The organism is Altererythrobacter litoralis (assembly GCF_036324225.1).
GTDB classification, from domain to species: Bacteria; Pseudomonadota; Alphaproteobacteria; order Sphingomonadales; family Sphingomonadaceae; genus Erythrobacter; species Erythrobacter litoralis_A.
Genome location: NZ_JAZDQV010000005.1, coordinates 138,686 through 154,981, shown reverse-complemented (window position 1 = coordinate 154,981; position 16,296 = coordinate 138,686). Strand labels below are relative to the sequence as shown.

Here is a 16,296-nt window from a genome sequence, read left to right as displayed (position 1 = left end):
GGGCGAATGGAAACACGGGCCAATCATCTCTGGGTCGGTGCGGTCACGCTGCTGTTGTTGGCTGCGTTGGCCGCCTTCATCGTGTGGATCGCGCGGCTGGGCGAAGGGCAGCAGAACGATTACGACATCTTCTTCCAGCAGTCGGTCTCGGGCCTGGCCAAGGGTTCCGAAGTATCTTTCGCGGGCGTACCCGTGGGGCAGGTGAACGAGATCGAGCTGTGGGACAAAGATCCCGAGTTCGTGCGCGTGCGCGTACGGGTGCGTGACGATGTGCCGATCCTGGTCGGCACCACCGCCACGATCCAGGGCTCTTTCACCGGGGTCTCCACCATCCTGCTCGACGGTGCGCGGCGCGGCGCACCGCCTATCACCTGCGACGATGGAGACGGCGCGACGGCATGCCCCGAAGGCGTACCGGCCATCCCGACAAAGCCCGGCGGGCTGGGCGAGCTGCTGTCGAACGCGCCGCTGCTGCTTGAACGGCTGGCCACGCTGACCGAGCGGATGACGCAGGTGCTTTCTGATGACAACCAGAACGAGATCGCCGCGATCCTTCGGAACACGAACGCCATGACCGCCAGCTTCGCCGAGACCGCACCGCATGTGAATGCCACGCTTGAAGACCTGCAGGTGACGCTGACCGAGGCCGCCGAAGCGCTGGATTCCTTCGAGAAGGTGATGGCTTCGACCGACAAGGTGATCAACAGCGAGGGCCAGTCGCTGGCGAAAGGGCTTCGCGCCACACTCGAATCGGTCAATGCAGCCTCGGCGTCGCTGGCGAGAACGCTCGACGCGGCCGAACCCGCCGCCCAGCAATTGTCGCAGACCACGATCCCGGCGGCCGAAGCCACCTTGCGCGATCTCGAAGCCACCAGCCGCGCGCTGCGCAAGGTGACCGAACGGCTCGAAAGCCAGGGCGCTGGCGCGGTGCTGAAGGGTGAAACGCTGCCGGACTACAAGCCATGAGGAAGGCCATGACTATGGGGGGCACCATGCCGTCACTCGCGAAACGACCCCGGGGTGCCTTGCGCCTTGCGTTGCTGGCACCGCTGCTGGCGCTTGGCGGCTGCGTGAGCCTGGGCGGGGCGGAACCGCCCGAAAGCCTCCTCACCCTTACTCCCGAAATGTCTGCACCGGCTGGCAGCGCGGTCAGCGCTGCGCGAGGGCAGGCGATTGCGCTCAACGAATTGGCGGTTCCGGCCGAAATCGACGTTCTGCGTGTGCCCGTGCGGATCGACCCGACCAATGTGGCTTATCTGAAGGATGCTGTGTGGGTCGAACGCCCGGGGCAATTATTCCGCCGCCTGCTCGCCGAAACGATCCGCGTGCGGACCGAGCGCGTGGTGCTGGCTGGCGGCGATCCGCTGGCTCGTGGTGCCCCGCAATTGCGCGGCCAGATCAGCGAATTCGGCTATGACGCGTCGCGCGCTGCAGTGGTGGTGCGTTTCGACGCCATGCTGGTCGGAGACGACGGAGTGGTCGAGCAGCAGCGCTTCGAAGCGGTCGAGCAAGGCGTGATCGCCGAAGCGGGCCCGGTGGGTGCAGCGCTCAATCGCGCAGCCAATGACGTGGCGCGCCAGGTCGCAGACTGGGTTGCCCAATAGGGCTCAGGCGCGCAGCAGCCGCATCCATTCGCAAGCCGCCAGGAAGTCCGCATGTTTCCGCGCGCGGTGCTCTTCCGCTTGCGGGTCGCGTCCCCACTGCTCGGCCTGCCATTCTTCCTCGAGGCTGGCAGCCCGCCAAAGGACGCCCGAATCCGCTGCCTGTTCGAGCGCAAGCAGCGCAACCGTCAGCGAGGCGGCGAGCGAAGCCGCGGCCTGCAATCCGGCCAGCGCGAAATGGTCGAGGGCGCCCAGCCGTTCGCGCAAGCGATCGAGCGTGGCAGGCGGCTGCGGGCGATGCATGATCCCGCTGACGCGCGTGAAACTGACGCTTACGCGCAGCTCAAGGGTCGACAGCAGCGGCTCCCATTCGGCTTGCTGGCGAGCATAGAGCGGTTCGTCGGGATCGGCGCGATAGCACAACGTATCGGTCTCGGCGAAGCCCAGCAGGGTATCGATTGCGGCCGCAGGGTCGGCCGCGACGATGTCGATCGCGAAATCGGCCTGGTCGCGGAAGCGGAATGCCGCGGGATGGATGTCCTCCCCTTGCCCGGCCCACTCGCTCGCCAATGCGTCGGCCAGAGCGCGACTGGGCAGCACTTGCGGCGCGCCCTTCATGCTCTTGATTCCGCGACCGTCGAGCATGACCTGCCAGCCGCCCGGAACCTCGGCGACGGCGACTTCCTTGTAGAATCGTTTCATTGGTCGTTCGACCGCCACCCCCGCGCAAGCAAACGGGGTGCAAAGAAGAAATCGAACAGGCCGGCGAAGGCCAGCACCCATCCAAGCGGAACGGGCAGGTCGATCACCCCGCGCGCAATCGCAATCCCTGCGAGTACCATCGCCACGCCTGCGACCCGCACGAGGTTGAGGATCATGTAGCGTTGGCGCGCCAGCGCTTCCTTGTCGTCGATCACAGCAATTTCTCCAGCTCTGTCGGGTGCTGCGCAACCGCTTCCGCGCCTGCGCGGCGAAGTTCGTCGGGCGTGTGATAACCCCATGCCACGCCGAGTGCGCGCACCCCCGCGTCGCGCGCCATCAAAATGTCGAAAGTGGTGTCGCCCACCATCACGGCTGCGCCGGGCGCCACGCCCGCTTCGAACAGCGCCGTGTCCAGCATGGCTGTGTGCGGCTTTGATGGGTGGCGATCGGCGGTCTGCAGAGAAACGAACAGGCCGGTAAGGCCGTGTCGTTCGAGGCAAGCATTGAGCCCGCGATCGCTCTTGCCGGTGGCGACAGCGAGAAGCCAGCCAGCTTCCGCCAAGCCGGTCAGCACTTCGTGAATCCCTTCGTAAAGCGGCTCGTCGATCAGCCCTTTCCGCCTGCGCGCGAAGAAGCCTTCCTTATAGGCCTGCACCAGCCGCGCATTCATTTCGGGATCGAGTTCAGGCGCGAGGTGGCGGATCGCAACCGGCAGGCTCAATCCCACCGAACGACGCACCTCGTTGCGATCCGGCGCCGGCAGGCCCGCATCGAGAAAGGCTTGCTCCATCGTGTCGCAGACATGCGCCTGCCCGTCCACGAGCGTGCCGTCGCAATCGAACACGGCGAGTTTCATCCGCCTAAAGTCCGCATCAGGTGCGCCAGCGCGGGCGATCCGTTCTCGGCCAGGCCTGCCGCAATCCGTTCTCGCTCTTCGGGCGACTTCTTTTGCGACATCTTGAGTGTCGGCCGCCAGGCGAGGATTTCCATCTCGAAGCCCACGATGCCGCGGAACAGGCTGTTCCAGATGCTTTCGGGCGTTTCGTCCGCGCTCCACTGCTCGCCGCCGAGCCTGCCTTCGAAGCGTTCGATCAGACTGTAGAGGAAGGCTTCGAGCCCTTCATCGTCCATCCGGCGCACCCGGCCTTCGAGTTCGAGCGCAACATAATCCCAGGTCGGCACGGTCGCGCGATCGGCATACCAGCGGGGGCTGACATAGGCGTCAGGCCCGTTGACCACCACCAGCGCGGTTGAGCCGTCGAGATGGCGGGTAATCGCATTGCCGCGCGCAAGGTGGAACTGCACCGCGCCGTCACCGGTCGAAAGCAGGGGCGTGTGCGCAACGCGCGGCCCGTCGGGCGTGGTCAGGAAGACCATGCCGAAGCCGATCTCGTCGATCAGCGCTTCGAGCAGCGCGCGGTCATCGCTGCGGAAAAGCGGGTTGGGATGCATCAGCGCTTCGGCCCCTTGGCCGGTCCCTTGGGCTTGGGCTTGCCTGCGGGCGACGCACCCCGGCCACGGCGCTCGCCGCGTCGCGCCTTGCGATATTGCTTGGCATGAGCGCGCGCGGCCTGTTTCTTGTCGGCGCGCGTCTTCTCGGGCACGTCGTCGCGCAGCGGCGCGGCGTCGCTCAGCCCCGGATCGAAGCCGAGCTGTTCCATGCTGGCCGCGAAATGTTCGGGCAGTTCGGCAGTGACATCCAGCTTACCGCCGCCCGGCTCGTCGATGATCAGCCGCCGCGCATGGAGGTGCATCTTGCGGCTGATGCTGCCGGTGAGGAAGGAATCCTGCCCGCCATATTTGCCGTCGCCCACGATCGGGTGCCCGATCGCGGCAAGGTGCACGCGCAGCTGGTGTGTACGGCCCGTCAGCGGCTCAAGCTCGACCCAGGCCGCGCGGTTGCCGGCCTTGTCGACCACGCGATAGCGCGTCTTGGCAGGCTGGCCGGCTTCCTCGTCGATATGCATCTTCTCGCCGCCGGTGCCCGGCTGCTTGGCGAGCGGAGCGTCGATCGTGCCTTCCTTCACATCGGGAACGCCCGCGATCAGCGCCCAATAGATCTTGCGGGCGCTGCGCCCTGAAAATCGCTTGGAGAAGAAAGCGGCGCTGCCGGGTGTGCGCGCGATCAGCAGCACGCCTGACGTGTCCTTGTCCAGCCGGTGGACGAGGCGCGGGCGCGGCCCGTCTCCTTCGACGAAGGCGTCGAGCAGCCCGTCGACATGGCGAGTGGTCTTGCTGCCACCCTGTGTGGCGAGGCCGGGCGGCTTGTTCAGCACGATGGCGCTCTTGGTCTGCTTGATCACCATGGCCTCGGCCTCGGCGATTTCCTCAGCGGAGAGCTGGCGCTGCGGCTTGGGTTTGCGGCCGGTGTCCTCTCCGCCGGGGGGCACGCGCAAGACCTGTCCCGCGCTCAGCCGATCCTCGGGCTTTACCCGCTTGCCGTCGACCCGCAGCTGGCCGGTGCGCGCCCATTTGGAAACGGTGCCGAAGCCGACTTGCGGCAAATGGCGCTTGAACCAGCGGTCCAGCCGCACGCCGTCGTCATCGGCATCGACCGTGAACTGGCGCACTGCGGGCGCGGCGGGTTTCGCTGCGTCGCTCATCCGACGATCCGCATCACGATCAGGCCGAGATAGAGCCCGATCAGCCCGGCCAGCACCGAAATGGCGGCATAGCCCAGCGCGGTTGCCGGTTGCCCGCGTTCGATCAGCAGCATCAATTCGAGGCTGAAGGCGCTGAAAGTGGTGAAGCCGCCGAGCAGGCCCACGCCCAGCAGCAGGCGCAATTGTTCGCCCTGTGCGCTGCCGTGGCGTGCCAGCCAACCGGCGAGCAGGCCCATCGCCATGCTGCCGACCACATTGACGGCCAATGTGGCCCAGGGAAAGGCCGTGACCACTTGTGGACCGAGCCAATGAGTCATCCCGCGCCCCAGCTGGTAACGCAGGAGCGCGCCCACCCCGCCGCCTATGGCGACGTTGAGGCTGGCGGCGAATGGAGAGAGTGCGGCAGACATTGCGGCACTCCTTAACGAGCCAAGTGCTTTATGCCTAGCAGCGCTTTCGCTGCCAGAGCCTTGCCAAAAGGTGCTGATTTCGCTAGGGCGCCCCCGGATGAGGCCGACCGTTCGCGGATTCGGCGCCTTTTTCGTTGATTTTCAAGTGGCGCAACCCGCGCTCGAGGCGGGCTCTGTACCATTGCTGTGAGGTGTAGGAATTTATGCAAATCATCGTTCGCGATAACAATGTCGACCAGGCCCTGCGCGCGCTCAAGAAGAAGCTGCAGCGCGAGGGGGTGTATCGCGAAATGAAGCTGCGCCGGCACTTTGAAAAGCCGAGTGAGAAGCGCGCCCGTGAAAAGGCCGCTGCCGTTCGCCGCGCACGCAAGCTCGAGCGCAAGCGGATGGAGCGCGACGGCAGCAAGTAATGCCGACGCGTTCGGGCGTTTCGCGCTTGAACACCCACATGCGATAAGCCATCAGGGCGCGGAAACCGATTCCGCGCCCTTTTGCATTGCACCACCGGGCGCAACCCGTTGCAGCAGGACACGAATCAATGACCGAAATTACCCGCGTTCCGATCCAGCCGATCGAAAAAGGCTCGCTTGCCAAGCTGTGGCTGGGCGTGATCGGCGCTGTTCTGCTGGGCGCAGGGCTTGCCTGGACCACAATGCCGCCTTCGATCTCGGTTGAAGAACTGGTGGCCGGAACTGGCGCCAGCCCTTCGGATGGCGACGTCGCCTTCGTGAAATACAAGGGCACGCTGGCTGACGGGACTGTTTTCGATGAAGCGGGCGCTTCGCCATTCCCGCCGGGACTGTTTCCCGATGGGGTTCCCATGCTGATCGAGCCGGGCCGGATGGTCGAAGGCTTCTACCAGGGGCTGAAGCAGATGGAGAAGGGCGGCAAGTATACGCTCCATATCCCCGCCGTGCTGGCCTATGGCGATTCGCCGCCGCCCACTTCCACCATCCCGCCGGGTTCCGACCTTGTCTTCGAAGTCGAGATGGTCGATTTCATGAGCCAGGAAGACGCCGAGCGGCGCTTCATGATGATGCAGCAGATGATGCAGGGGCAGGGTGCGCCGAGCGCGCCTGACGGAGCAGCTCCGCCGCAACCATGATCGGCCTGCATGGTCGCTGAGGGAGAGTGCAGCATGACCGCGCAAACCGCGATCGAAGACGAAACAAGCCTGCACGACTGGCTGCTGCGGCCGTGGTTCTGCGCATTGCTGCTCGGCCTGGCGGGCCTGCTGGTCCATTTCGCCAGCGATGGAGGCCAGGACGCGCCGTGGCGTATGGCGCTCACTGCCGCGCTGGTGTTCGGCCCGCTCGCTGCCTGTTTCACGCTAGATGCCGACCGCTGGAAGACGCCGCTGGTATTTTCCGGTGTGGCTGCGCTGGTGATGGCGGGGATCGCCTGGCGCGCCACGAGCGCTGGCGAGCGTTATGCCGATGAGGAATATTGGATCGCGGCAGGCATTTTGGCGGTGACGCTGGCGCTGCCGTTGTTCCAGGCAGGTTTCCACCGGCTACGCTGGAACACATCCTATAAGGCGACCCATTTCCACGTCTGGACCGATGCGATCAGCGGTGCAGGGGCACTGGCCTTCTTTGTCCTGTCGTGGGCATTGCTTGCGCTGCTCGCCGAATTGTTCGCGGTCATCAAGATCGATTTCCTGAAGGAACTGATTGTCCAAGCGTGGTTCAGCTGGACGTTTTCGTGCCTCGCCTTTGGTGCCGCGCTGGGCGTGCTGCGCAACCAGTTGAAGATCATCGGCACTTTGCAGAACGTCGTTCTGCTGGTCCTGTCGATACTGGCGGTTCCGCTGGCGCTGGCAATGGTGGCGTTCCTGCTGGCGGTCGCGCTGTCGGGCCTCGACGTGCTGTGGGAAGCAACCAAGAGCGCAACGCCACTCCTGCTGGCGATTGCAGTGGGCTGCTTCGTGCTGACCAACGCCGTGGTGCGCGATGAAGACGCGCAGGCCAGCCAATCGCTGATCTTGCGCGCTGCCGGCTTCGTGCTCGCGCTGGGAATATTGCCGCTGGCGGTAATGGCCGCGATTTCGATGGGTACGCGAATCGACCAGCACGGGCTCAGCCCCGAGCGGCTTTGGGCGCTGCTCGCGATCACTGTCGCGGTGGCCTTTGGCGTTGGCTATCTCGCCGCCGTCATTCGCGGCCGCCGCGCCGGCTGGCGCGACATGGTGCGCCAGGCCAATTTGCACCTCGCTGTGATGACCTGCGCAATCGCCTTCATTCTTGCGCTGCCGATCTTCAATTTTGGCGCGATATCGGCGAACAACCAACTCGCCAGGCTCGAGGCTGGCAAGGTGAGTGCGGAAGATTTCGACTATGCTGCGCTGCGCTGGGACTTCGGCGATGCAGGGCGCAAGGCGCTGGCCAGGTTGGCCGGGAGCGAAAACGCCGAGATCGCGAAATTTGCCTCCGATGCGCAAGCGATGAAAGAGCGGCCCTTTTACGGCACGACCATGCGCGACCAGCGCGAGATCGCGGAAAACGCTCGCATCGACGTGAGTGATGAGGCTGCCGCTGCCGCAGTGAGGGAATTCATCGCTACCGGATCCTACCAGTGCCTGGAAGGTTGCAGGGCGGTCGAAGTCGGGCAGGTTGAAGCGGGACCGGTCATTGCCGTGATCGCGAAGAACGACGTGCAATTCCTCGTCTACGAGCGCGAAAAGAAGGCGGCAGTTCCCTATTGGCAGAAGGACGGGAAGCTCGTTCCCACCAGCACCTACGAAGCCAGGGAATACGACCGCGAAGGCACGGTCGAGCTGCGCCGATATGAAGGCCGCCAGCTCTATGTGGATGGCGAACCGGTGGGCCAGCCTTTCGAATAGGGAGCAGAGCCATCAACTCGCGCTTGATGGGCGTCGCTCGCCCCGCTAACGCGCAGGCCATGTCGGTAGATAAAGCAACCGTGGCCAAGATCGCATCCTTGGCCCGCATCAAGATGGGCGATGAAGAGCTCGAGCGCATGGTGCCCGAGCTCAACAATATCCTCGCCTGGGTCGAACAGCTGGGCGAGGTCGACGTCTCGGGCGTCGAGCCGATGACCGCGGTGATCCCCAACCATTTGCGCCTGCGCGACGACGTGGTCGATGCCGATCCGCTGACCGGCGGCGGCAAGCGCGACGACGTACTGGCCAATGCGCCCGCCGCAGAACACGGCTTCTTTGGCGTGCCGAAGGTGATCGAATGACCATGTGCCGGTTTACCCAACCCGTTCGGGCTGAGCTTGTCGAAGCCCTGCATTTCTCTTTTGGACCCGAGCTTTCGAAGAAGGGCAGCCCTTCGACAGGCTCAGGGCGAACGGTTTTCTGATGAGTGAATTCACCAACCTTGGCGTCAAGGCCATCCGTGACGGCGTTGCCGGGGGCGACTTTTCCGCGCGCGAAGTGGCGGAAGCATTCAACGCCGCCGTGGCCGGTGCAGCCGAACTCAACGCTTTCATCGTCACCACTCCCGATCATGCGTTGTCGGCAGCCGAGCGGGTCGATGCAGACCGCGCGGCGGGCAAGCCGCTGGGCAAGATGGCGGGCGTACCGATCGGCATGAAGGATTTGTTCGCCACCAAGGGCGTCCAGACCACCGCCGCATCGCATATCCTCGAAGGGTTCGAGCCCGAATACGAAAGCACCGTGTCCCAGAACCTGTGGAACGCGGGCGCGGGCATGCTGGGCAAGCTCAACCTCGACCAGTTCGCGATGGGCTCCTCGAACGAGACCTCCTATTTCGGCAATGTCTCCTCGCCCTGGCGCAAGGAAGGCACCAACGCGGCGATGAGCCCGGGCGGCTCATCGGGCGGTTCCTCGGCCGCAGTCTCGGCGCGGATCGCACCAGCCGCGACCGGCACCGACACCGGTGGTTCGATCCGCCAGCCGGCCGCCTTCACCGGCATTTGCGGGATCAAGCCGACCTATGGCCGCTGCTCCCGCTGGGGCGTGGTCGCCTTTGCCAGCAGCCTCGACCAGGCAGGGCCGATGGCGCGCGACGTCACCGATTGCGCGATCATGTTGGAGGCGATGGCGGGCTTCGACCCGAAGGACGCGACCAGCCTCGATATGCCGGTACCCGCATGGGAAGCAGGCCTGGACGCCGATCTCCGAGGCAAGAAGGTCGGCATTCCGCGCGAATACCGCATGGACGGTACCGATTCCGAAATCCTCGACAGCTGGGAACGCGGCAAGGAATGGCTGCGCGATGCGGGGGCGGAGATCGTCGACGTCAGCCTGCCACACACCAAGTATGCGCTGCCCGCCTATTACATCGTGGCACCGGCTGAAGCTTCGTCCAACCTCGCGCGCTATGACGGCGTGCGTTACGGCTTGCGCGAACTGCCCGACGGAGCTGGGCTTCAAGACATGTATGCCGCCACCCGCGCCGCCGGTTTCGGCGACGAGGTGAAGCGCCGCATCCTTATCGGCACCTATGTGCTCTCGGCCGGCTTCTACGACGCCTATTACAACCAGGCGCAAAAGGTCCGCGCGCTGGTCTCGCGCGACTTCAGCGAAGCCTTCAAGCAGTGCGACGTGATCCTTGCACCGACCACGCCCACCGCCAGCTTCCCGCTGGGCGAAATGAGCGACGATCCGCTGGCAATGTATCTCAATGACGTGTTCGCCGTGCCCGCCTCGCTGGCGGGGCTACCGGCGATGAGCGTTCCTGCGATGACCAATAAGGACGGATTGCCGCTGGGGCTGCAGTTGGTGGGCAAGGCCTTCGATGAGCAGGGCGTGCTCAATGCAGGCCTGGCGATCGAACAGCGCGCCGGGTTCAGCGCCCGACCGGAGAAGTGGTGGTGACCTTCGCCATCATCTTCCTCGTCGCCATGGCGGCGGTGGGCGGCTTCGCCTACTATCTATCGCGCACGGTCGAACACGGCGAAGCGCGTTTCGATACGTCAAATACACGGGCAAAAGACGATGAGTAATTACCGCATCCAGGGCGCAACCGGCGAATGGGAGGTCGTGATCGGCCTCGAGGTTCACGCGCAGGTCGTTTCGAAGTCCAAGCTGTTCTCGGGTGCGGCAACCGCTTTCGGGGCAGAGCCCAATGCGCAGGTTTCGCTCGTCGATGCCGCGATGCCTGGCATGCTGCCCGTGCCCAATGCCGAGTGCATCCGCCAGGCGGTGCGCACCGGAATGGCGATCGAGGCGCAGATCAACAAGTGGAGCCGGTTCGACCGCAAGAACTATTTCTACGCCGACTTGCCGCAGGGTTACCAGATCAGCCAGCTCTACCACCCGCTGGTGGGCGAAGGCTCGCTGACCATCGAAGCGGACGAGAAGGCCGGGATTCCCGAAGACAAGGTGATCGGGATCGAACGCATCCATGTCGAGCAGGATGCGGGCAAGCTGATGCATGACCAGCACCCGACCATGTCCTATGTCGACTTGAACCGCTGCGGCGTCGCGCTGATGGAAATCGTCTCCAAGCCCGATATGCGCTCGCCTGCGGAGGCTGGCGCCTATGTCCGCAAGCTGCGCAGCATCCTGCGCTATGTCGGATCGTGTGACGGCAATATGGAAGAAGGTTCGATGCGGGCGGACGTCAACGTGTCGGTCCGCCGTCCGGGTGAGGAATTCGGCACGCGTACCGAGACGAAGAACGTCAACTCCGTGCGCTTCGTGATGCAGGTGATCGAGTATGAGGCGAACCGCCAGGTCGACCTGATCGAGAGCGGCGGCGCTGTGGAGCAGGAAACCCGCCTGTTCGATCCGGGCACCGGCACCACGCGGACCATGCGCAGCAAGGAAGACGCGCATGACTATCGCTATTTCCCCGATCCGGACCTGTTGCCGCTCGAGCTAGACGACGCATTCCTTGAGGAATGCCGCGCCTCGCTGCCCGAACTGCCCGATGCCAAGCGCGCGCGCTATGTCGGGGAGCTGGGCCTCAGCGAATACAATGCTCGCGAATTGACCGCCGAGGTCGAGACTTTCGCGCGCTTCGAGACGCTGCTTGCCGCGACCGCAAAGGGCATCGGGAAACCGGAGCGAGAAGTCGCCACGCAGGTCGCCAACTGGGCGCTTTCGATCGCTCCCGGTGTGATCAACGCGCTCGGTGCCGAAGCAAATCCCGCCCACGCGACGGCCGAGGCACAGGCCGCGATCCTCGACATGCAGGCCAAGGGCGAGATCAGCGGTGGCCAGGCGAAAGAGATCTTCGAGCTGGTGCTCAAGACCGGACGTGAACCGCAGGAGATCGCGGAAACCGAAGGGCTCAAGCAGCTCAGTGACACCGGCGCGATCGAAAGCGTGATCGACGAAGTGCTCGCCGCCAATTCCGACAAGGTCGAGGAATATCGCAGCGGCAAGGACAAGCTGTTCGGCTTCTTCGTCGGCCAGACGATGAAGGCGCTGCAGGGCAAGGGCAATCCGGCGGTGGTCAACCAGATCCTCAAGGACAAGCTGGGCTAGGGCCTTTCGGCCTTCAGCCCTGACGGCCTGCAAATGGCAATCTTGCGTGCTTCCGATGCTCACGACCGACAAGGTCGCTGCGCGCCGGGTCACCAAAGCTCGCCATTTTCGTCACGTCATCTTCTGAACGCCATAAGGCCCTGATCAGAAAATGACCTCTATCGTTCTCATCCAGCCGGAGATACCGGGCAATACCGGGGCGGTCGGGCGCACCTGCGTGGCGCTCGACATGGAACTTGTGCTGATCCATCCGCTGGGGTTCGAGCTTTCGGACAAGCGCGTTAAGCGCTCGGGCCTCGACTATTGGCCGCATATAAGGCTGGTCGAGTTCGCCAGTTGGGATGCCTTTATCGCCGAGCGCGCGCCGCGCGCGGACCAGTTGTTCCTTTTCGAGGAATACGCCGAGCGCAGCTTCTACGAGCCCGACTATCCCGCGGACGCCTATCTTGTGTTCGGGCGCGAGACCAAGGGCATACCGCCAGAGATCGTCGCGGCGCACCGCGAGCAGATGGTCAGCCTGCCGATGCGTTCGGACAAGGTGCGTTCGCTGAACCTAGCCAACACCGTCGCAGCGGCAGCCTATCAGGCCTTGCGGGCGCATTTGCCAAAGTAACGAGTGGTCAGCCGCCCTCGATGAAGGCATCGACGATCACATAGGTCTCCGGGCCGAAACTGATGGTAACCCGGTCGCCATCGCGCGTGGTCTTGAAGTCCCAACCTGCCGAGCCGTCCGCCTGTGCGCTGTCGGCGCCATAGGGTTCGGTGCCCTTGAAGAATATCGCGCGGGTGAAGCCGTCGGGCTTCTTCACTTCGACCAATGTAGTGCCGTCTTCGCCCCAATTGCGTTTGACCCCCGCGTCGCACGTTGCGGTCGGCGCGGCGCCGTCGAAGCCACAAGGCACCATTGCGGTGGCGTTATAGTCGGTGCCTGGGACCAGCACATCTTCCGTTCCGTCGACAGTCTGGGCTGCTTCGGCGGTTGCGTCGGTAGCTTCCGGCGCGGCGGAGTCCTGATCGCTGCCGCTACAGGCGGAGAGGGTGAGAACTAGAAATCCCGTGAAGATTGCTTTCTGCATGGCTCAAGAACACTCCCATTGTCTGCGCCTGCCCGGCGCCTTGGTTGAAGTATTGAAGCGGTGATTGGGGCCTGGAACCCTGCAAGCCAGGCCCCAAACTGGTTACAAGGCGCCTTCGCTGCCGGTGTACATGACTTCGCCGATCGTGCCGTCGCGATAGCCCAGGCACCGCCACGGCGCTTCGGCACCGCTCACATTGACGTAGATCGCGATTGCGGCTTCCGATTCCTCGATCCGGTTGGTTCCGATAACCCCGCCACCGGTCATGTCATTGACGCGGGCGAGGCATTTCGATTCCAGCCCGCCTGGCGATCGGATGGGGTCCTTCAGCGCCTGCTTGGGTGGCTGCGTAGCTGGCGCTTCTACCGGTGCGGGCATTCCTGCATTGGCATCACCCATCGGCACGCTGACGAGCCGCACGCCCTCAACATTGCCGACGATTTTGCCGCCCAGGGCCTCGGCCGCAGCTTCGCTTGGGCAGCCAACCAGCATTGCGCTGTCGTCGAGATAGTTGGAAGTGGCAGCAGATTCGCCCAGACGGCGGCACGGCGCGCCGGGGTTGGGGTATCCATCACCGAAGGGCGCGAGGCTTTCCGGGATGACCGCAATTTCCTCTGCCGCAGCATCAGGTTCGTCGCTCGAACCTCCGCAAGCGGCAAGCGAAAGCATTGCGGCGCCCGCAATGAACAGCTTAAGCTTCATCGGAACGCTCCTTCGGGCTCAGCGGCAGTTGGGGTGCTGGCCGATGTCGCGGATGTCCGTCGCGCGGCCATTGACGATCATCAGTTGCAGGCACTGGCGCGATTGCCCGCGCCACATGATGGCATAGCGCGTTTGGTCGTCGCCGAGCCGCGCCACGCGGGTGAAGCCGCGCCCGTTGAGGATTTCACGTGCACGCTCGCCGCTCCGACCGATCACGTCGTTGAATTGCGCCGGTGCAGCCGCGCCCATAGCCGGGCCTGACCCGCCGGTTCCGCGGCATTTGGGATGCTGCCCGATGTCGCGCAAATCCTCGAGCCGCCCGTCGGCGACGATCACTTGCAGGCACTGGCGCGATTCGGGCCGCCACTGGATCGAGTAGCGCGCATTGCCGCTGGTGAAATTGTCGACCTGAGTGAACCCGCGCCGCTCCAGCTCCTCCATGCCGCCTGCAGCACGTGCGCCCTCAAGGTCCTTGAACTGCGCGACCTGTGCATAGCCGCCGCGCCGCTGGTGGTGGCTGAGGTTGGCTTCGCGCTGGTCCACGCCCGCCTGGTACCCGTCCGCATAGGAATTCGACCGATCGTAATTGTGGTAGGCGGCATTGTGCAGGCCGTCGGTATAGCCACGTTCGTAATCGGCCTCGGCTTTCGCATCGGCACTATGCTGGTTGTCGTCGTGATGGCTCGACTTGTGGCTCAACAATGCGCCGAGAAGCGCCGCGCCCGCCACAGCGCCAACCGCTGCCCCTGCACTACCCTTGTGATGGCCGCAGTCCTGATCGGTCGCATCGGTGATCGATTCCACGCGCCCGTTGTAGACTTCGACCTGGACGCAATCGTCGTCACCACCGTTCCACCAATAGCTGTAGACGTAGCCCGATGACTTCTTGTTGGTGGAAACATGGCTGAAACCGCGCTGCTGCAGTGCCGATTCCGCGCTGCTCCCGCGCATTCCGTTGATGTCGACAAGCTGGCTGGCCTTCTCGGCAAGAACGGGTGTTGCGACCAGTGCACCCGTCGCAGCGGTGGCAATGAGGAATTTGGTAACGCGAGCTTTCATGGGTTTCTCCTAAGGATCCATGCAATCCAAGCCCGGCTGTATTTATGGCGAGAGATGGCGATCCAAATCGACTCTCCCGGCGACCTTTTACATTAGCCAGCCGACTAAGTGCCTCTCCAAGCTAGCGAACCTTTCCCGCCGGAAGTATCGACAGAATCTGCCATCGAATTGACATTTCCTGCCAATATGAGAACCTAGATGTCGATCTCAGGTGGGAATGCGGGGCCTCTCCATGCTTTCTGACAGGCGCAAGAGCTTCCAGGAATGCATTGAGGCATTGGTGCGCGAGCACCCGCACATGGCATCTTCCAAAGTGCCGGCCGGCATCACACGCTTCTGGGGCAGCAGCCTCGGGTGGCCATCATGGATCTTCGAAGGGACATCGTTTGCCGGGCCTCAATCGCTCACCCGCAAGATCGCGCTGATCGATGATTTGCGGCTGCTGGCGAACCTCCTCCACCACGTGGGCGAACCCAGGCTTGTGGAAATGATGCTCGAATGGCCGAGATATCCCGGCGAAGCGATCGTCCTCGCGGCACCCGATCTCAAGGCGGCGATCTGGTCGCGATCGGATTCGATCGATTTGCAGAATGCCCCCATCAGCGTTTCGGTCAGGTCAGAGAGGGATGCGGACGTTGTCGAGGTTTCTCTCCACCCCGAGCTCGGCCCGTTCCGGCCGATCTATGAGCAAGTGGTGCTGGTCCTCTATTTCCTGATAGTCAGGTCGTTCATCGGCATGACCCACACCAGCGCATCGGACCTGTCCGAAATCTCGATAAGGCAAGTGCACTCGGGCCCGATCATAGCGGAGCTACTCCCTTGCAAGGTTTTGCAGGCTTCTAGCGAGGCAAGCATGGCGATCCCGGCCAGATTGCTTTCCCATTCGAATCCCGATTTCGATCCCGCCACGTGGACCATGCCCGTCGGCCCGCGCCCGCGCGGCATTCTGCCTCGCACTCGCCGTAGGCCGGTCGATGCCAAGACTATTGCAGACGCGATCAGGACATCGATGACGGATTTTGGCAGGGTGCCGCAACTCGTCGATATCGCGCGACTGCACGACCTTTCCGAACGCACGCTCGCTCGCAATCTCGCGAATTCGGGCACCTCGTTTCGTGAATTGCTCGACCAGACACGGATGGAGCTGGGAAAGGAACTGCTCCTCCATAGCGACCTGCCGGTGCACGGTGTCGCCGAACGACTTGGCTATAGCGAGGCGTCCGCCTTCGTGCGGTCGTTCAACCGCCAGTTCAGTGTCTCGCCTGCCAAATGGCGAAAGGGCCAGCGGCCAGAATTTCGATAAAGAACCGTGGTCAACGCAAAAGGGCCGCCGGATCTCTCCGACGGCCCCTTTTCGATTTCGCGACTGCGAGCGCGGCTTAGCCGGTGCGCGTGCCCGAAAGCGGCATCGCGCCGAATGCGCCGGCATTGACGCTGCCAGTCAGCGTGTCGCCGTCGATCGTGGCGGTGCAGTCGAGCGTCATCGGCATCGGTACGGTCATCTGCATCTTCCAGCTGATGGTGTTGCCGTCGACAGTGCCGCTCGGAATGTCCATCGAGCCCATGGCGCCGGCCATCGAACCGCTGAAGGTGCCGTCGCCATTGTCCTTGACGGTGAGGGTGCCGCTCTGGTCGCCCATCGGGCTCTTGACGGTGGTGGAATAGGTGCCGGCTACAGACATTCGAATCTCCTCAAAGGCTTTGTGTTTGCCGGGCCGG

21 protein-coding genes are annotated in these 16,296 nt (G+C 63.8%); 11 read left to right on the top strand and 10 right to left on the bottom strand.

Annotated features, from left to right (window positions below; translation table 11 throughout):
* Positions 1 to 6 precede the first annotated feature (6 nt).
* Together VRS74_RS06985 and VRS74_RS06980 are read left to right on the top strand one after the other, a co-directional pair.
* Positions 7 to 966, top strand: coding sequence for an MlaD family protein (locus VRS74_RS06985; RefSeq protein ID WP_354144529.1), 960 nt, complete (start codon positions 7 to 9; stop codon positions 964 to 966).
* Positions 967 to 1,037: 71 nt separating this feature from the next.
* On the top strand, positions 1,038 to 1,604 hold the full coding sequence (locus tag VRS74_RS06980) for an ABC-type transport auxiliary lipoprotein family protein (protein WP_354144528.1): 567 nt from the start codon (positions 1,038 to 1,040) through the stop codon (positions 1,602 to 1,604).
* 3 nt (positions 1,605 to 1,607) lie between these two features.
* On the opposite strand, the gene VRS74_RS06975 is transcribed toward VRS74_RS06980, so the two are convergent.
* From VRS74_RS06975 to crcB, 6 genes are read right to left on the bottom strand one after another with little or no spacing between them, the layout of a single operon-like run.
* Positions 1,608 to 2,303, bottom strand: coding sequence for an ATP12 family chaperone protein (locus tag VRS74_RS06975; protein WP_354144527.1), 696 nt, complete (start codon positions 2,301 to 2,303; stop codon positions 1,608 to 1,610).
* Positions 2,300 to 2,518 (bottom strand): hypothetical protein, encoded by a 219-nt coding sequence (locus tag VRS74_RS06970; RefSeq protein ID WP_354144526.1) that lies wholly within the window; start codon positions 2,516 to 2,518, stop codon positions 2,300 to 2,302. The genes VRS74_RS06975 and VRS74_RS06970 overlap by 4 nt, the downstream gene beginning before the upstream one ends.
* Positions 2,515 to 3,159, bottom strand: a complete 645-nt coding sequence (locus VRS74_RS06965; protein WP_354144525.1) for an HAD-IA family hydrolase — start codon at positions 3,157 to 3,159, stop codon at positions 2,515 to 2,517. The genes VRS74_RS06970 and VRS74_RS06965 overlap by 4 nt, the downstream gene beginning before the upstream one ends.
* Positions 3,156 to 3,755: an FMN-binding negative transcriptional regulator gene (locus VRS74_RS06960; RefSeq protein ID WP_354144524.1), complete on the bottom strand. Its 600-nt coding sequence runs from the start codon at positions 3,753 to 3,755 to the stop codon at positions 3,156 to 3,158. Before VRS74_RS06960 ends, VRS74_RS06965 begins: the two co-directional genes overlap by 4 nt.
* Positions 3,755 to 4,906: an RluA family pseudouridine synthase gene (locus VRS74_RS06955; RefSeq protein ID WP_354144523.1), complete on the bottom strand. Its 1,152-nt coding sequence runs from the start codon at positions 4,904 to 4,906 to the stop codon at positions 3,755 to 3,757. The genes VRS74_RS06960 and VRS74_RS06955 overlap by 1 nt, the downstream gene beginning before the upstream one ends.
* Positions 4,903 to 5,316: a fluoride efflux transporter CrcB gene (gene crcB, locus VRS74_RS06950; RefSeq protein WP_354144522.1), complete on the bottom strand. Its 414-nt coding sequence runs from the start codon at positions 5,314 to 5,316 to the stop codon at positions 4,903 to 4,905. The genes VRS74_RS06955 and crcB overlap by 4 nt, the downstream gene beginning before the upstream one ends.
* A gap of 203 nt (positions 5,317 to 5,519) precedes the next feature.
* On the opposite strand from crcB, the gene rpsU reads away from it, so the two are divergent.
* The 8 genes from rpsU to VRS74_RS06910 all read left to right on the top strand — a co-directional run bounded on the left by rpsU (position 5,520) and on the right by VRS74_RS06910 (position 12,353).
* Complete coding sequence (rpsU, locus tag VRS74_RS06945) at positions 5,520 to 5,726, top strand: 30S ribosomal protein S21 (protein ID WP_054531871.1); 207 nt, start codon at positions 5,520 to 5,522, stop codon at positions 5,724 to 5,726.
* 128 nt (positions 5,727 to 5,854) lie between these two features.
* A complete protein-coding gene (locus VRS74_RS06940) occupies positions 5,855 to 6,421 on the top strand; it encodes an FKBP-type peptidyl-prolyl cis-trans isomerase (RefSeq protein WP_354144521.1) in 567 nt (188 codons plus the stop codon).
* A 33-nt stretch (positions 6,422 to 6,454) separates the two neighbouring features.
* A complete protein-coding gene (locus VRS74_RS06935; protein WP_354144520.1) occupies positions 6,455 to 8,158 on the top strand; it encodes a DUF4153 domain-containing protein in 1,704 nt (567 codons plus the stop codon).
* 59 nt (positions 8,159 to 8,217) lie between these two features.
* Positions 8,218 to 8,520 (top strand): Asp-tRNA(Asn)/Glu-tRNA(Gln) amidotransferase subunit GatC, encoded by a 303-nt coding sequence (gatC, locus tag VRS74_RS06930; RefSeq protein WP_354144519.1) that lies wholly within the window; start codon positions 8,218 to 8,220, stop codon positions 8,518 to 8,520.
* Positions 8,521 to 8,641: 121 nt separating this feature from the next.
* The gene (gatA, locus tag VRS74_RS06925) at positions 8,642 to 10,123 is read left to right on the top strand and encodes an Asp-tRNA(Asn)/Glu-tRNA(Gln) amidotransferase subunit GatA (protein WP_354144518.1); all 1,482 of its coding nucleotides are present in this window, start codon (positions 8,642 to 8,644) and stop codon (positions 10,121 to 10,123) included.
* Positions 10,120 to 10,251 (top strand): hypothetical protein, encoded by a 132-nt coding sequence (locus tag VRS74_RS06920; protein ID WP_354144517.1) that lies wholly within the window; start codon positions 10,120 to 10,122, stop codon positions 10,249 to 10,251. The genes gatA and VRS74_RS06920 overlap by 4 nt, the downstream gene beginning before the upstream one ends.
* On the top strand, positions 10,244 to 11,740 hold the full coding sequence (gene gatB / locus VRS74_RS06915) for an Asp-tRNA(Asn)/Glu-tRNA(Gln) amidotransferase subunit GatB (RefSeq protein ID WP_354144516.1): 1,497 nt from the start codon (positions 10,244 to 10,246) through the stop codon (positions 11,738 to 11,740). Before VRS74_RS06920 ends, gatB begins: the two co-directional genes overlap by 8 nt.
* Before the next feature lie 151 nt (positions 11,741 to 11,891).
* Complete coding sequence (locus tag VRS74_RS06910) at positions 11,892 to 12,353, top strand: tRNA (cytidine(34)-2'-O)-methyltransferase (RefSeq protein WP_354144515.1); 462 nt, start codon at positions 11,892 to 11,894, stop codon at positions 12,351 to 12,353.
* A gap of 7 nt (positions 12,354 to 12,360) precedes the next feature.
* On the opposite strand, the gene VRS74_RS06905 is transcribed toward VRS74_RS06910, so the two are convergent.
* From VRS74_RS06905 to VRS74_RS06895, 3 genes are all read right to left on the bottom strand, one after another.
* On the bottom strand, positions 12,361 to 12,816 hold the full coding sequence (locus tag VRS74_RS06905) for a hypothetical protein (RefSeq protein WP_354144514.1): 456 nt from the start codon (positions 12,814 to 12,816) through the stop codon (positions 12,361 to 12,363).
* A 102-nt stretch (positions 12,817 to 12,918) separates the two neighbouring features.
* Positions 12,919 to 13,518 (bottom strand): hypothetical protein, encoded by a 600-nt coding sequence (locus VRS74_RS06900; RefSeq protein ID WP_354144513.1) that lies wholly within the window; start codon positions 13,516 to 13,518, stop codon positions 12,919 to 12,921.
* Positions 13,519 to 13,536: 18 nt separating this feature from the next.
* Entirely contained in the window at positions 13,537 to 14,577 is a 1,041-nt protein-coding gene (locus VRS74_RS06895) for a hypothetical protein (protein ID WP_354144512.1), read from the bottom strand.
* A 298-nt stretch (positions 14,578 to 14,875) separates the two neighbouring features.
* Here VRS74_RS06895 and VRS74_RS06890 point away from each other — a divergent pair, with 298 nt between their 5' ends.
* Positions 14,876 to 15,880 (top strand): helix-turn-helix transcriptional regulator, encoded by a 1,005-nt coding sequence (locus tag VRS74_RS06890; RefSeq protein WP_354144511.1) that lies wholly within the window; start codon positions 14,876 to 14,878, stop codon positions 15,878 to 15,880.
* A 76-nt stretch (positions 15,881 to 15,956) separates the two neighbouring features.
* Here the strand turns inward: VRS74_RS06890 and VRS74_RS06885 are convergent, their stop codons facing one another.
* On the bottom strand, positions 15,957 to 16,259 hold the full coding sequence (locus VRS74_RS06885; protein ID WP_354144510.1) for a hypothetical protein: 303 nt from the start codon (positions 16,257 to 16,259) through the stop codon (positions 15,957 to 15,959).
* Between the last annotated feature and the right edge of the window lie 37 nt (positions 16,260 to 16,296).

Excerpts from the sequence above, each read along its gene's own strand:
- VRS74_RS06890 (WP_354144511.1), top strand. The coding sequence starts at position 14,876 with ATGGCATCTTCCAAAGTGCCGGCCGGCATCACACGCTTCTGGGGCAGC.
- VRS74_RS06900 (WP_354144513.1), bottom strand. The coding sequence starts at position 13,518 with ATGAAGCTTAAGCTGTTCATTGCGGGCGCCGCAATGCTTTCGCTTGCC.
- VRS74_RS06905 (WP_354144514.1), bottom strand. The coding sequence starts at position 12,816 with ATGCAGAAAGCAATCTTCACGGGATTTCTAGTTCTCACCCTCTCCGCC.
- VRS74_RS06895 (WP_354144512.1), bottom strand. The coding sequence starts at position 14,577 with ATGAAAGCTCGCGTTACCAAATTCCTCATTGCCACCGCTGCGACGGGT.
- VRS74_RS06960 (WP_354144524.1), bottom strand. The coding sequence starts at position 3,755 with ATGCATCCCAACCCGCTTTTCCGCAGCGATGACCGCGCGCTGCTCGAA.
- gatC (WP_354144519.1), top strand. The coding sequence starts at position 8,218 with ATGTCGGTAGATAAAGCAACCGTGGCCAAGATCGCATCCTTGGCCCGC.
- crcB (WP_354144522.1), bottom strand. The coding sequence starts at position 5,316 with ATGTCTGCCGCACTCTCTCCATTCGCCGCCAGCCTCAACGTCGCCATA.
- rpsU (WP_054531871.1), top strand. The coding sequence starts at position 5,520 with ATGCAAATCATCGTTCGCGATAACAATGTCGACCAGGCCCTGCGCGCG.
- VRS74_RS06885 (WP_354144510.1), bottom strand. The coding sequence starts at position 16,259 with ATGTCTGTAGCCGGCACCTATTCCACCACCGTCAAGAGCCCGATGGGC.
- VRS74_RS06965 (WP_354144525.1), bottom strand. The coding sequence starts at position 3,159 with ATGAAACTCGCCGTGTTCGATTGCGACGGCACGCTCGTGGACGGGCAG.
- VRS74_RS06955 (WP_354144523.1), bottom strand. The coding sequence starts at position 4,906 with ATGAGCGACGCAGCGAAACCCGCCGCGCCCGCAGTGCGCCAGTTCACG.
- VRS74_RS06910 (WP_354144515.1), top strand. The coding sequence starts at position 11,892 with ATGACCTCTATCGTTCTCATCCAGCCGGAGATACCGGGCAATACCGGG.
- VRS74_RS06985 (WP_354144529.1), top strand. The coding sequence starts at position 7 with ATGGAAACACGGGCCAATCATCTCTGGGTCGGTGCGGTCACGCTGCTG.
- gatB (WP_354144516.1), top strand. The coding sequence starts at position 10,244 with ATGAGTAATTACCGCATCCAGGGCGCAACCGGCGAATGGGAGGTCGTG.
- VRS74_RS06940 (WP_354144521.1), top strand. The coding sequence starts at position 5,855 with ATGACCGAAATTACCCGCGTTCCGATCCAGCCGATCGAAAAAGGCTCG.
- gatA (WP_354144518.1), top strand. The coding sequence starts at position 8,642 with ATGAGTGAATTCACCAACCTTGGCGTCAAGGCCATCCGTGACGGCGTT.
- VRS74_RS06935 (WP_354144520.1), top strand. The coding sequence starts at position 6,455 with ATGACCGCGCAAACCGCGATCGAAGACGAAACAAGCCTGCACGACTGG.
- VRS74_RS06975 (WP_354144527.1), bottom strand. The coding sequence starts at position 2,303 with ATGAAACGATTCTACAAGGAAGTCGCCGTCGCCGAGGTTCCGGGCGGC.